This is a genomic window from Pseudomonas donghuensis (assembly GCF_000696345.2).
Classification (GTDB): Bacteria; Pseudomonadota; Gammaproteobacteria; order Pseudomonadales; family Pseudomonadaceae; genus Aquipseudomonas; species Aquipseudomonas donghuensis.
In genome coordinates this window covers 2,157,867-2,171,791 of the sequence record NZ_CP071706.1, presented here as the reverse complement: position 1 = coordinate 2,171,791, position 13,925 = coordinate 2,157,867, and the positions used below count along the sequence as shown (strand labels likewise).

General features: G+C 63.0%; 11 protein-coding genes. 8 read left to right on the top strand and 3 right to left on the bottom strand.

Annotated elements, in window-relative coordinates:
- The first annotated feature begins 1 nt into the window (after position 1).
- The 5 genes from nuoK (at position 2) to BV82_RS09910 (ending at position 7,429) form a co-directional block, all read left to right on the top strand.
- Entirely contained in the window at positions 2-310 is a 309-nt protein-coding gene (gene nuoK, locus BV82_RS09930; RefSeq protein WP_010220409.1) for an NADH-quinone oxidoreductase subunit NuoK, read from the top strand.
- Entirely contained in the window at positions 307-2,160 is a 1,854-nt protein-coding gene (nuoL, locus tag BV82_RS09925; protein WP_010220411.1) for an NADH-quinone oxidoreductase subunit L, read from the top strand. Before nuoK ends, nuoL begins: the two co-directional genes overlap by 4 nt.
- A 39-nt stretch (positions 2,161-2,199) precedes the next feature.
- The gene (nuoM, locus tag BV82_RS09920) at positions 2,200-3,732 is read left to right on the top strand and encodes an NADH-quinone oxidoreductase subunit M (protein WP_010220412.1); all 1,533 of its coding nucleotides are present in this window, start codon (positions 2,200-2,202) and stop codon (positions 3,730-3,732) included.
- Between the two features lie 7 nt (positions 3,733-3,739).
- Positions 3,740-5,209 (top strand): NADH-quinone oxidoreductase subunit NuoN, encoded by a 1,470-nt coding sequence (gene nuoN, locus BV82_RS09915; protein ID WP_010220413.1) that lies wholly within the window; start codon positions 3,740-3,742, stop codon positions 5,207-5,209.
- Between the two features lie 165 nt (positions 5,210-5,374).
- Positions 5,375-7,429: a TonB-dependent receptor family protein gene (locus BV82_RS09910; RefSeq protein ID WP_036994525.1), complete on the top strand. Its 2,055-nt coding sequence runs from the start codon at positions 5,375-5,377 to the stop codon at positions 7,427-7,429.
- Here the strand turns inward: BV82_RS09910 and BV82_RS09905 are convergent.
- On the bottom strand, positions 7,426-8,490 hold the full coding sequence (locus BV82_RS09905; protein WP_036994524.1) for an AI-2E family transporter: 1,065 nt from the start codon (positions 8,488-8,490) through the stop codon (positions 7,426-7,428). The genes BV82_RS09910 and BV82_RS09905 overlap by 4 nt on opposite strands.
- Positions 8,491-8,612: 122 nt before the next feature.
- On the opposite strand from BV82_RS09905, the gene trhP reads away from it, so the two are divergent.
- Positions 8,613-9,932, top strand: coding sequence for a prephenate-dependent tRNA uridine(34) hydroxylase TrhP (gene trhP / locus BV82_RS09900; RefSeq protein ID WP_010220416.1), 1,320 nt, complete (start codon positions 8,613-8,615; stop codon positions 9,930-9,932).
- A 1-nt stretch (position 9,933) separates the two neighbouring features.
- Here the strand turns inward: trhP and pvdQ are convergent, their stop codons facing one another.
- Positions 9,934-12,258, bottom strand: coding sequence for a bifunctional acylase PvdQ (gene pvdQ, locus BV82_RS09895; RefSeq protein WP_036994522.1), 2,325 nt, complete (start codon positions 12,256-12,258; stop codon positions 9,934-9,936).
- 210 nt (positions 12,259-12,468) lie between these two features.
- Between pvdQ and BV82_RS09890 the strand changes: the two genes are divergently transcribed.
- Positions 12,469-12,855: a fe2+ zn2+ uptake regulation protein gene (locus BV82_RS09890; protein WP_026001149.1), complete on the top strand. Its 387-nt coding sequence runs from the start codon at positions 12,469-12,471 to the stop codon at positions 12,853-12,855.
- A gap of 37 nt (positions 12,856-12,892) precedes the next feature.
- Here BV82_RS09890 and BV82_RS09885 read toward each other — a convergent pair whose 3' ends face one another.
- On the bottom strand, positions 12,893-13,081 hold the full coding sequence (locus BV82_RS09885; RefSeq protein ID WP_010220419.1) for a hypothetical protein: 189 nt from the start codon (positions 13,079-13,081) through the stop codon (positions 12,893-12,895).
- A gap of 158 nt (positions 13,082-13,239) precedes the next feature.
- Between BV82_RS09885 and BV82_RS09880 the strand changes: the two genes are divergently transcribed.
- Positions 13,240-13,704: a hypothetical protein gene (locus BV82_RS09880; RefSeq protein ID WP_036994521.1), complete on the top strand. Its 465-nt coding sequence runs from the start codon at positions 13,240-13,242 to the stop codon at positions 13,702-13,704.
- The last annotated feature ends 221 nt before the right edge of the window (positions 13,705-13,925 follow it).

The window sequence follows — 13,925 nt, the reverse complement described above, 5'->3', positions numbered from 1 at the left end:
CATGTCTGCAATTCCTCTCGAGCATGGCCTGGCAGTCGCCGGCATCCTGTTCTGCCTCGGCCTTGTCGGCCTGATGGTGCGCCGCAACATTCTTTTCGTGTTGATGAGCCTGGAAATCATGATGAACGCCTCGGCACTGGCGTTCATTGTCGCCGGTAGCCGTTGGGCGCAGCCGGATGGACAGATCATGTTCATCCTGGTGATCAGCCTGGCAGCCGCCGAGGCCAGTATCGGCCTGGCGATCCTGCTGCAGCTGTATCGCCGCTTCCACACTCTCGACATCGATGCAGCCAGTGAGATGCGCGGATGAACCTTATCTTCCTGACGTTCGTATTCCCCCTGATCGGCTTCCTGCTGCTGTCGTTCTCGCGCGGTCGCTGGTCCGAGAACCTGTCGGCGCTGGTCGGCGTCGGTTCGGTGGGCCTCTCGGCCGCCGTGGCCGCCTACGTGATCTGGCAGTTCAACGTCGCCCCGCCGGATGGCGGCGCGTACAGCCAGCTGCTGTGGCAGTGGATGTCGGTGGACCGCTTTACACCGAACTTCACCCTGTACGTGGATGGTCTGTCGATCACCATGCTCGGCGTGGTCACCGGTGTGGGCTTTCTGATCCACCTGTTCGCCTCCTGGTACATGCGTGGTGAAGCCGGCTACTCGCGCTTCTTCGCCTACACCAACCTGTTCATTGCCAGCATGTTGTTCCTGGTGCTGGGCGACAACCTGCTGTTCATCTACTTCGGTTGGGAAGGCGTGGGCCTGTGCTCGTACCTGTTGATCGGTTTCTACTACAGCAACCGCAACAACGGTAACGCCGCACTCAAGGCCTTCATCGTTACCCGTATCGGCGACGTGTTCATGGCCATCGGCCTGTTCATCCTGTTCGCCCAGCTCGGCACCCTGAACGTGCAGGAGCTGCTGGTACTGGCACCGCAGAAGTTCCAGGCGGGTGATTTCTGGATGGTCCTGGCGACCCTGATGCTGCTCGGTGGTGCGGTCGGTAAATCCGCCCAGCTGCCGCTGCAGACCTGGCTTGCCGACGCGATGGCCGGCCCTACTCCGGTTTCGGCACTGATCCACGCGGCAACCATGGTGACCGCTGGCGTCTACCTGATTGCCCGTACCCACGGCCTGTTCGCCCTGGCTCCCGACATCCTGCACCTGGTCGGTGTGGTTGGCGGCGTGACCCTGGTGCTGGCCGGTTTTGCCGCCCTGGTACAGACCGACATCAAGCGTATCCTCGCCTACTCGACCATGAGCCAGATCGGCTACATGTTCCTGGCCCTGGGCGTTGGTGCCTGGGAAGGCGCGATCTTCCACCTGATGACCCACGCCTTCTTCAAGGCCCTGCTGTTCCTTGCTTCCGGTGCGGTGATCGTTGCCTGCCACCACGAGCAGAACATCTTCAAGATGGGCGGCCTGTGGAAGAAACTGCCATTGGCGTATGCCAGCTTCATCGTCGGTGGTGCCGCCCTGGCTGCCCTGCCGCTGCTGACCGCAGGCTTCTACTCCAAGGACGAGATCCTCTGGGAAGCCTTTGCCAGCGGCAACAACGGTCTGCTGTACGCCGGCCTGGTCGGTGCCTTCATGACCTCGCTGTACACCTTCCGCCTGATCTTCATCGCCTTCCACGGCGAAGCCAAGACCGAAGCTCACGCCGGCCACGGGATTTCCCACTGGCTGCCGCTGGGCGTGCTGATCGTGCTGTCGACCTTCGTCGGTGCCTGGATTCATCCACCACTGGCGGGCGTGCTGCCGCAGAGCGTCGGCCATGCCGGCGGCGAAGCCAAGCACAGCCTGGAAATCGCCTCGGGCGCCATCGCCATTGCCGGTATCCTGCTGGCCGCGGTGCTGTTCCTGGGCAAGCGTCGCCTGGTCACCGCGATTGCCAGCAGCGGCATCGGTCGCGTGCTGTCGGCCTGGTGGTTCGCCGCCTGGGGCTTCGACTGGATCTACGACAAGCTGTTCGTCAAACCTTACCTGCTGATCGCCCACATCCTGCGCAAGGATCCGGTTGACCGCAGTATTGGCCTGATTCCGCGTATGGCCAAGGGCGGTCATGCCGCCATGAGCAAAACCGAAACCGGTCAGCTGCGCTGGTACACCGCTTCGATCGCCGTAGGTGCCGTGCTTGTGCTCGGTGCCGTTGTAATGGCTGCGGTCTGATATGAACCTTGCGACTTTGCGAAAGGAATTGAGCCCGTCATGATTTTGCCTTGGCTGATCCTGATCCCCTTCATCGGCGGCCTGCTGTGCTGGCTGGGTGAGCGCTTCGGCGCCACCCTGCCACGCTGGATTGCGCTGCTGACCATGTCCCTGCTGCTTGGTATCGGCCTCTGGCTGTGGGCCAACGGGGACTACACCCTGGCCCCTGCACCGGGCGCTGCGCCTGAGTGGGCGGTCGAATTCAAAGTGCTGTGGATCGAGCGCTTCGGCATCAGCCTGCACCTGGCCCTCGACGGCCTGTCGCTGCTGATGATCCTGCTCACCGGCCTGCTGGGTGTGCTTTCGGTACTGTGCTCCTGGAAAGAGATCCAGCGTCACGTCGGCTTCTTCCACCTCAACCTGATGTGGATCCTCGGCGGCGTGGTCGGTGTGTTCCTGGCCCTGGACCTGTTCCTGTTCTTCTTCTTCTGGGAAATGATGCTGGTGCCGATGTATTTCCTCATCGCGCTCTGGGGTCACAGCTCCTCGGACGGCAAGAAGACCCGGATCTACGCCGCGACCAAGTTCTTCATCTTCACCCAGGCCAGCGGCCTGATCATGCTGGTGGCGATCCTTGGCCTGGTCCTGGTCAACTACAGCAACACCGGTGTGATCACCTTCGACTACACCCAGTTGCTCAAGGCCGAACTGCCGGCTGGCACCGAATACCTGCTGATGCTCGGCTTCTTCATCGCCTTCGCGGTCAAGCTGCCGGTGGTACCGTTCCATTCCTGGCTGCCTGACGCTCACGCCCAGGCACCGACCGCAGGTTCCGTCGACCTTGCCGGTATCTTGCTGAAGACCGCGGCCTACGGCCTGCTGCGTTTCGCCCTGCCGCTGTTCCCGAATGCCTCGGCCGAGTTTGCGCCGATCGCCATGACCCTGGGTCTGATCGGGATTTTCTACGGTGCCTTCCTGGCGTTCGCCCAGACCGACATCAAGCGTCTGGTCGCCTTCTCCAGCGTTTCGCACATGGGCTTCGTGCTGATCGGTATCTACTCCGGCAGCCAGCAAGCGCTGCAAGGTGCGGTGATCCAGATGCTGGCTCACGGCCTGTCGGCTGCGGCACTCTTTATCCTCGCCGGCCAGCTGTACGAGCGCCTGCACACCCGTGACATGCGTCAGATGGGTGGCCTGTGGCACCGCATCGCCTACCTGCCGGCCATCAGCCTGTTCTTCGCCGCCGCGTCCCTGGGCCTGCCGGGCACCGGTAACTTCGTTGGCGAATTCCTGATCCTGATCGGTAGCTTTGTCGCTTCGCCATGGGTCACTGTCCTCGCCACTTGCGGCCTGGTGTTCGGTTCGGTGTACTCGCTGATCATGATTCACCGCGCCTACTTCGGCCCGGCCAAATCCGATGAAGTCCTGGCTGGCATGGACACCCGCGAAATGATCATGGTACTGGGCCTGGCTGGCCTGCTGATCCTGCTGGGCATCTACCCGCAGCCGTTCCTGGACACTTCTGCCGCCACCATGAGCGGTGTGCAGCAGTGGTTCGGTACCGCTTTCACTCAACTCGCTTCGGCCCGGTAAGAGCGCTATGGACCTGACGATTCAACACTTTATCGCGCTTGCGCCGCTGCTGATCACCACCATCACCACAGTTGTGGTGATGCTGGCGATCGCTTGGCGGCGCAACCACTCGCAAACCTTCCTGCTGTCTATCGTGGGCCTGAACCTGGCCCTGCTGTCGATCATCCCGGCCCTGAAGGTCGCGCCGCTGGCAGTCACCCCACTGCTGACCATCGACAACTTCGCCTGCCTGTACATGGCGCTGATCCTGGTCGCCACCCTGGCTTGCGTCACCCTCGCCCATGCGTATCTGGGTGATGGCGGCAAGGGCTACCCAGGCAACCGCGAAGAGCTGTACCTGCTGATCCTCATGTCGGCCCTGGGCGGCCTGGTACTGGTCAGCGCGCAGCACCTGGCAGGCCTGTTCATCGGCCTGGAACTGCTGTCGGTACCGGTCTATGGCCTGGTTGCCTATGCCTTCTTCAACAAGCGCTCGCTGGAAGCCGGCATCAAATACATGGTGCTCTCGGCCGCCGGTTCCGCCTTCCTGCTGTTCGGCATGGCGCTGCTGTATGCCGACGCCGGCAGCCTGAGCTTCGACGGCATCGGCAAGGCCCTGGCAACCACCAGCATGCCGAGCATGCTCGCCCAACTGGGCCTGGGCATGATGCTGGTCGGCCTGGCCTTCAAACTGTCGCTGGTGCCGTTCCACCTGTGGACCCCGGACGTCTACGAGGGTGCTCCGGCACCGGTCGCCGCCTTCCTGGCCACCGCCAGCAAGGTTGCCGTGTTCGCCGTCGTGGTGCGCCTGTTCATGCTCTCCCCTGCTGCCAGCAGCGGCGTGCTGACCACCGTGCTGTCGATTATCGCTGTCGCCTCGATCCTGATCGGCAACCTGCTGGCGCTGACCCAGAGCAACCTCAAGCGTCTGCTCGGTTACTCCTCGATTGCCCACTTCGGTTACCTGCTGATCGCCCTGGTGGCAAGCAAGGGCCTGGCGGTTGAAGCCATCGGCGTGTACCTGGTCACCTACGTGATCACCAGCCTCGGTGCCTTCGGCGTGATCACCCTGATGTCGTCGCCATACAACGGTCGCGACGCTGACGCCCTGTACGAGTATCGCGGCCTGTTCTGGCGCCGTCCGTACCTGACCGCGGTGCTGACCGTGATGATGCTGTCGCTGGCCGGTATTCCACTGACCGCAGGCTTCATCGGCAAGTTCTACATCATCGCTACCGGCGTCGAGTCGCAGCTGTGGTGGCTGGTCGGTGCCCTGGTGATCGGTAGTGCCATCGGCGTGTTCTACTACCTGCGCGTGATGGTCACCCTGTTCCTGATCGAGCCAAACCTGCGTCGCCACGACGCCCCGCTGAACTGGGAACAGCGCACCGGCGGCGTCATGCTGCTGGCCATCGCCATCCTCGCCTTCGTGCTGGGTGTGTACCCGCAGCCACTGCTGGACATGGTCCAGCATGCAGGCCTGCAACTGATCGGTTGATCGATCAGGCACTGACAAACACCCCGCTTCGGCGGGGTGTTTTGTTTTGGGCCGCTCTGCAACCATCGCTGGCTTGCCAGCGATGAGGCCGGTACAGATCGGCGACTGTGCTTCGTCTGATAGTTGCGACGTCAGATACCCGCTCACAGTCCCGGAACCCCCTCGATGCGCCCCACCCTACCCCGCTCCGCCCTCGCCTTGCTGATCTCCTGTGCCGCGTCGGCCCAGGCCGGCGATGGCATCGAACTCGGCCAGGTGCTGATCCAGGAACAGGAACACAGCGAGCTGCAGGATGCTCGCGAACGCCTGCAGCAGGTGCCCGGCGCCAGCAACCTGATCGACATGCAGCGAGTGGAGCAAGGCCGGGTCGCCAGTAACCAGGACGTACTGGCCTACCAGCCGGGGGTGTTCGCCCAGTCGGCCGGCAACGACGGCATCAAGCTGTCGATCCGCGGCTCCGGCATCAACCGCGCCCCCGGCGCCCATGGCTCGGGCGTGTACACGATGTTCGACGGCCTGCCGCTCACCGGCCCCGGCGGCACCCCTTATGAATTGTTCGAACCGCTGTGGCTGAACCGCGCCGAGGTGCTGCGCGGCGCCAACGGTTTCGACAAGGGTTCACTGGCCCTGGGCGGCGCCATCGACTACATCTCCCACACCGGCCGCGACGCCGCACCGCTGCAACTGCGCTACGAGCTCGGCAGCCGCGGCTACGCCAAGCGCCAGATCAGCTCCGGCCAGGTATTGGGTGACCTGGACTACTACGTAGCGCTGACCGATTCGGAATACGACGGCTACCAGGATCACAGCAGCGGCAGCAGCAAGGGCGTCGCCGCCAACGTCGGCTACCGTTTCAACCCGAACCTGGAAACCCGCTTCTACCTGCGCTACCGGGAAACCGAGAACGACCTAGCCGGGCGCCTGACCAAGGATCAGATCAAGCACCATCCGCGTGCGGCCAACCCGGCCTACCTGACACGTGATGACAGCCGTCCGCAGCCGGGCAGTACCTGGCTGGGAAACAAGACCACCTTTTATCTCGATGACGATTCGCAACTGGAAGCAGGCCTTGTCTATCACGACTATCCGATGGATCTGCGTGAAGGCCCGATGCGCCTGAAGGTCGCCTACACCGACGTCAGCGGCACCCTGAATTATCAGCGCCGCCACACCCTGTTCGGACACGCGAGCAAAACCACCATCGGCTGGCGTACCACCAAGCACCTGCCCAACAGCGGTGCTTCGCAATACTCGCGGGTCAATGGGGTATTCGGTGAGAAAACTCGTGACTTCACCTACCAGGGTTCGGACAGCGTCCTGCATGTTGGCAACGAACTGGAACTGATCCCGGACCTGTGGCTGACCAGCGGCCTGGCGGCGATCTACACTCGCCGCGAGAGCGCGGTGACCTATCCGGACAACGGCGGCAAGGTCAGCCAGAGTGACTGGGACTACGCACCGCGCCTGGGCCTGCGCTATGACATCAGCCCGCAGTTGCAGGTCTATGGCAACCTCAGCCGCTCGGTGGAGCCGCCGCACCCGTGGTCGCTGATCTGGAGCTCGACCAGCGCCACGCAACCGATTGAAATGCACAACCAGACCGCCACCACCCTGGAGCTGGGTGCCCGCGGCGAGTCGTCCATCGGTCGCTGGGACCTGGCCTGGTACTACTCGCAGGTGCGCCATGAGCTGCTGGCCGTGGAGATCGTACAAGGCCAGCCCGCCAAGGAGTTCAACGCCAGCCCAACCGTGCACCAGGGCATCGAGGCGGGCCTCGACAGCCTGCTCTGGGAGCGCGCCGCGGTCGGCAAGCTGTCCCTGCGCCAGGCCTACACCTTCAGCGACTTCCACTACCGCGACGACGATACGTTTGGCGACAACCGTCTGCCGGGCATCCCCATGCACTACTACCAGGCCGAGTTGCGCTTCGACCTGCCCAGCGGCTTGTATGCAGGGATCAACACGCAGATGGCGTCCAAGGTCCAGGTCGACTACGCCAACAGCTACCCGGCCGACGCCTATGCCATTCTCGGCGCCACCCTGGGCTACAACTCGCCGAGACAGGACTGGCAAACCTGGCTCGACCTGCGCAACCTGACCAACAAGCGCTACGCCGCCACCGTTACCCCGAGCTACGACGACAAGGGGGCGGACGCCGCCCGCTCGACCCCGGGCGAAGGCTTCGGCGTCTACGCCGGGGTGTCGTACAGCTTCCGCTAACTGGGCAATTGCACCTGCGGCTTGGTCGAGACGAAGATCGCCCAGCTGGAGATGAACAGCGCGGCGATCAGCGGGCCGATGACAAAGCCATTGAGGCCGAATACCGCCAACCCGCCAAGGGTGGACAGCAGGATCAGGAAATCGGGCATCTTGGTGTCCTTGCCCACCAGGATCGGGCGCAGCACGTTGTCCACCAGGCCGATCACGAACACACCATAGGCCGTCAGCACAGCGCCTTGCCAGAACGCACCGGTAGCGACGAAATACACCGCCACCGGCGCCCAGACGATCCCCGCGCCCACCGCTGGCAGCAGCGACAGGAAGGTCATCAGTACCCCCCAGACCAGGGCACTGGGGATGTCGAGAATCCAGAAAATGATGCCGCCGAGGGCGCCCTGGGTCACCGCCACCACCAGGTTGCCTTTGACCGTGGCGCGCACCACGCGGTTGAACTTCAGTTGCAGGCGACGCTTCTGCTGCTCGGCCAGCGGCACCGCCGTGCGGATCTTGCGCACCAGCTCGGCGCCATCACGCAAGAAGAAGTACAGCAGGTAGAGCATGACGCCGAAGCTGACCAGAAAATCGAAGGTGCCCTGGCCAAAACTGAAGGCCTGGGAGGCAAAGAACTGGCTGCCCTGCATTGCGCCCTTGGCGATCTTGTCGCGCAGGCCTGCCAGGTCACCCATGCCCATGCGCTCAAGAAAGTTCTGCGCGAAGGCCGGAAGGATGTTCTTGAAACGCTCGATATAACCGGCCAGGTCCAGCTCGCCGCTCTCGATGCTCTTGTACAGCGCAGCGCCTTCCTGCACCAGCAGGGTACTGATGATGATCACCGGCAAGATTGCGATCACCAGACAGATGAACAGAGTCAGCCCGGCCGCCAGGTTGCGCCGCCAGCCCAGGCGCGCCAACAGGCGGCGTTGCAGCGGGGCGAAGACGATACCGAGGATCACCGCCCAGAACACGGCGCCATAGAATGGCAGGAGAATCCAGACAAAGGCGATGGTCACCAGCACCAGCAACGCCAGTAGCGCCTTGTGTTGCATGACGGTTTCGTTCATGTGCGCTCCTTGTACGTTCTATTCGTTAGTGCGCCGGACAGTGGTAAAAGTGCCATTGATGCAGATCAATAAAAAGTCGCCACAAGCGGCGTAGCATCCGCGCCTTTTGCCGCGACCCGATCATGACCCTTCTCGCCAAACCCGAACTGCTCGCCCCCGCCGGCTCGCTGAAGAACATGCGCTACGCCTTCGCCTACGGCGCCGATGCCGTGTATGCCGGGCAGCCGCGCTACAGCCTGCGCGTGCGCAACAATGAATTCGATCACGCCAACCTCGCGCTGGGCATCAAGGAAGCCCAGGCGCAGGGCAAGCGCTTCTACGTGGTGGTCAACATTGCCCCGCACAACGCCAAGCTCAAGACCTTCTTGAAGGACCTGGCGCCGGTGATCGACATGGCCCCGGATGCGTTGATCATGTCCGACCCCGGCCTGATCATGCTGGTGCGCCAGCACTTCCCGCACATGCCGATCCACCTGTCGGTGCAGGCCAACACGGTGAACTGGGCCAGCGTCGAGTTCTGGCGCAGCCAGGGCCTTACCCGGGTGATCCTGTCGCGCGAGCTGTCGCTGGAAGAGATCGAGGAGATTCGCCAGCAAGTGCCGCAGATGGAGCTCGAGGTGTTCGTCCACGGTGCCCTGTGCATGGCCTACTCCGGCCGCTGCCTGTTATCGGGCTACCTCAACCGCCGCGATGCCAACCAGGGCAGTTGCACCAACGCTTGCCGCTGGCAGTACAAGGCCACTGCGGCCCGCGAGAATGTCACCGGCGAAATCGTTCGCGAGGTAGAACCGACCCTGGGGCTCGGCGCCCCCACCGAGCAGGTGTTCGTGCTGCAGGAAAGCAACCGCCCCGATGAAGACATGCCAGCCTTCGAAGACGAGCACGGCACCTACATCATGAACGCCAAGGACCTGCGGGCGGTGCAGCATGTCGAGCGGCTGGCGCGCATGGGCGTGCATTCGCTGAAGATCGAGGGCCGGACCAAGTCGCACTTCTACTGTGCACGCACCGCCCAGGTGTATCGCCAGGCCATCGATGACGCGGCAGCCGGGCGCGCGTTCGACCGCAACCTGATGCTCAACCTCGAATCACTGGCCCAGCGCGGCTATACCGAAGGCTTCCTGCGCCGGCATGTGCATGACGAATATCAGAACTACCAACGCGGCAACTCGGTGTCCGAGCGCCAGCAATTCGTTGGCGAGCTAAGTGGCGAGCGGGTCAATGGCCTGGCAGAGGTGCGGGTGAAGAACCGCTTTGCGGTGGGTGATCATCTGGAACTGATGACGCCCAAAGGTAACTACCACTTCGACCTGCATCAGTTGCGTGATCGCCAGGGCGGCGCAATCGAGGTGGCGCCGGGGGATGGGCATACGGTGTACCTGCCAATCCCTGAGCAGGTCGATCTGGCCTTCGGCTTACTGCTCAGGGATTTGATTCATTGAATCAAGGCGCAGACTTCGCCAGCGCCGCCCCCTCAACCTCGTGAATCACCTGCAAGCGATACTGCGGATCGGCCTTGATCTGCGCCTCGGTGAACGGAATCACCTGCCACTGCTTGGCCGAAAACGCACGGGTCTGGTCGCCGGCATGGGCCGAGCCCGCTTCACTGGACTCGGAGAACGCCAGCATCCCTTGGGCATGCGGCCCTTGGTCATCGAAGGTCACCAGTTGCAGGTAGCTGGTGCCGCTGACCACCAGGCGTTTGTCCGGCGCGACCGGTACGCTCTGGATCGCGTTGTACACCCCAAGGCTCGCCGGACCGCCATGTATCGGCGTGCCATCGGCAGCCTGCTGGATCTGCCCCCAGCGCGCGTCCTCGGCGAACCCGGCCTTGGTCACTTCAGCGATTGAAGCCAGGGCTGCCTCACGCAAGGCGTTGGCCACGTCGGCCTGATCAACTGCCAGCCCCCGCGGTGTGTGCAGCGGGTCGGCGGCATCGAAACCGACCCGCCAGATATCCTTGCGTCCCTGCAACGCCTGCATGATGCGCTGAAAGTGCACCAGGCCAAGACCACTGTCGAGGTTGGCGCGTTGGTCCCAGGCCTTGAGGCTGGCACACAGCACACTGAGCTGGGCATCGGCCGCTTGCCCGGCGCACCACTTGAGCAGGTCGGGCATGACCAGTTCAGCGAGATAAACCTGGTTATCCATGACCATCTGCTGCAGGTCCGCCTGGCTGATCTTGCCCTTCTCGCTCAGGCTCGCCAGGCGCTGCAAGGCAAAGCGGCTGCGCGGGCCCAGGGGTTGCCCCTCGCGGCTGATCAACGGCGAGTAGCCCTGCAACGGTTTGGCCGGGTTGACCATCCAGGCCGAGTCGTTGGAATGCTGGACGAAGTCGCTACGGCTCAGGCTCGGCTGCAACTGCGCAGGGAAGATACCCGCCTGCGCGGCACGCGGGTCGATCTTCCAGTTGCAGGCACTGCGCGAGCCGTCGAGCACGATCATTTCCTGGCCGGCAGCCGGGTCGCTGCACTGGGTCAGCAGAGCGGCGTCGACGTACGGTACCACCGACTGGTTCAGGTACAACGCCTGGCCCTTGGCGTCCACCGCCAGGGTGTTGACCCAAGGGATGCCCTGCAGGCGCTGTACCGAAGCCTGCAGGCCTTTCAGGCTGTCGGCGCGGTTCAGCGCATCCCACTGTTGCAGCACCCGGGTGTTGTCGAGGTTGGCGTCACGCAGGCTGAAGGCGTACTGCCTGTTCCAGTCCAGGCGCCCCGGCCACTGCACGATCGGGCCGAACACCGAGCTGTAAACGTCGCGGGTCACCGGCTTGAGCTGGCCGTCCTCGCCCTTGACCGTCACGCTCAGGCGCTGGTGGGTCAAGGCCAGCGACTTGCCGTCGAGCAGGTAGCGGGTCGGGTCCTTGGGGTCCAGCTCCAGCCGGTACAGGGTGAAATGCTTGGAGGTGTCGACCGTGTGGGTCCAGGCCAGATGGCGGTTGAAACCGATATTGATCAGCGGCAACCCAGGCAAGGCTGCGCCCATGACATCGAGCGTGCCCGGCAGGGTCAGCTGCATCTGATAAAAACGCATGCCGCCAGCCCAGGGAAAGTGCGGGTTGGCCAGCAGCATGCCGCGGCCATTGAACGAGCGCTCGGCACCGATGGCCAGCGCATTGCTGCCACGCTCGACGGCAAACTGTTCCTGGCGTGCCTGGGCAACGCTGAGGTCGGGGCGCAGCTGGGCGACGACATTCGGCGGCGTTGCCCCGGCCAGGGCTTCGGCAAACTGGCCGACGCCGCCTTCGACCAGCAAGCGGCGGGTCAGCTTGACCAGGTCGAGGGTGGTGATCGGCCGCAGCCACTCAGCCTGCAGGCATTGCGCGCCCTGCCCCTGAGCCTTGAGCTCGGCCAGCGCGCGGTTGTAGCCCTTGGCATAGCCTTCAAGCCGTGCGCGCATGGCCGCCGGTTGCGCCTGCCAGAAGCCGAACACGGCGGTTGGCGTGTTCAGCCAATTGAAGAACAGGTCGCTTGGCAGGTTTTCGCGCTGCTCGAAGGTGCGCTGCCCGGGGCCGAAGTAACGCGAACGCTCGCCATTGACGGTGACCACTTCGTTCGCCAGCAGGCACAGGTTGTCCTGCGCATAGGCATAGCCAATGCCGTAGCCCAGGCCCTGTTCGTCCTTGGCCAGAATATGCGGCACACCAAAACTGGTCCGGCGGATCTGGGCAGACGCATCGCCCGCGACTACGCGCGCCTGGGCGGGAAGGCTGAGGCCGGCGAGCAGCCCGACCACACAGAGGGTTGCAAAAGGACGAGGTTTGATCACGCGTACTCCGGCTCAATCAGGGGAAAGGTCACTCTGACTGAACGAATTTCTGCGTGAAAATTTACTGGATTGGCCCGGTCAAAACGTCATTTGAGGGTGAGCTTGCAGTTTTTTTTTGTCAGGTACTGCAGTTTTGCCGCGCTCATTCGTCTTATAGGTATAGGCAAGCACTTTTGCTTATCTGGACAGACCATGAAATGGAGCATTCACATGTACAACCAGCAACATTCAGCGGCAATAGCTGAGCCTGGACGCACAAATAACCAACCTGTGGCTGAAAATACCGAAGCCGGCGAAAATGAACGCCCCGGCAATGAGCACATCCGCGAATTGCTCAAGGCCTTTGGCCTGCGCACCAGCCTGATTCGCCTGAAGGTCATCGATGCCTTGCACATGGCCGATCGCAACGGTCGCAGCATTGGTGTACGCGGTGTGCACAGCCAGCTCGAACAGCTGGATATCCCCCTGTCATTCCTCAGCGTTCGCGAAGTACTCAAGCGCTTGTGCGCCGAAGGCGTCATCAGCCTTGGCAGCGACAAGTGCTACAGCCTCAATCCCCAGGCCCGTGCCGTGCTGGAGCAAGCCAGCTCACGTTGAGCGACCGGCCGGCCCATAGCCGGCCGCGCTTAAACCCTCAGGGTTTGACCTTGCGGCGCATGACGCCATTGATCACCACCACTGCCACCGCCACACCGATGGCGATGTACTGGAACACCTGCTCGCTGATCGTCCCCTGTTTTTGCAGGTAGGACAGTCCGAGCATGATCCCCAGCACCAGCAGGGAGATCAGGATGGAGTATTTCAGGCGTTGACCTTGCGTCATTGGTAGTTCCTTGCGACATCGGCGAAAAGGCCCGAAGCGGGCCGTGCGCATGATACAACGTCCCCCGCCGGTCAGCGGACAATTTCCCGCTTCTGTTGTCGCCGCCCCGTCGCCACCATGGTGTCCCGGGCTGATGCCCAGACGAACGGAAGCTCACCATGTTGATGCGAACACTGCTGGGCAGCCTGCTGCTCCTGGGCGCCGCCCTCAAGGTTCAGGCCTTGCCCACCGAAAATCAGCCTCAGGCGCTGCTCCTGACACTCGGCGCCGAACTGGCCAACAACGCCGGCAGTAGCCAATGGCAACAGCTGTGGCAGCGGACCCGACAAGCCGGCCACCTGGGCACAGGCACCGCCACGACGCACTTCACCGTACCCCAGGCACAGCTTGCGCAACTGGTGGCACACGCCCTGGCGACAGCCGATCAAGCCCAGCCACTGAAACAGACCCAGGTCCTGTATCGCCGGGATTTTCACCCCAGCGTCATCGGCAAGGCCTCGGCCCGGGAATTTACCGCCCTGTGCGTATGGGTCGACTGGCGCAGCTTTCCCCTCCACGGCGTTACCCGTCCAGCCAGTTTCCTGGGCCAAGTCAGCCTGCTACTGGCGCGCCCGTGCGAATGAGCATGGGTCGGCCAATCAGGTCGAGTCAAAACTCTCGCATGTGCCAGCAATCAAGGCCCTGCGCGATGCCCTGAACCCCATTCCCACCGGGGTGAGCCTAACAACCTACAAACCGCGTGCAAAAAGGCCACCCTAACCGCCCCACTTGCTGCCTAGCCTGCTTTCTTCATGCTGGCCGAAAATCCAGTTCAAGCCGGTCAGGTGCGAAATGGCCTGAAATG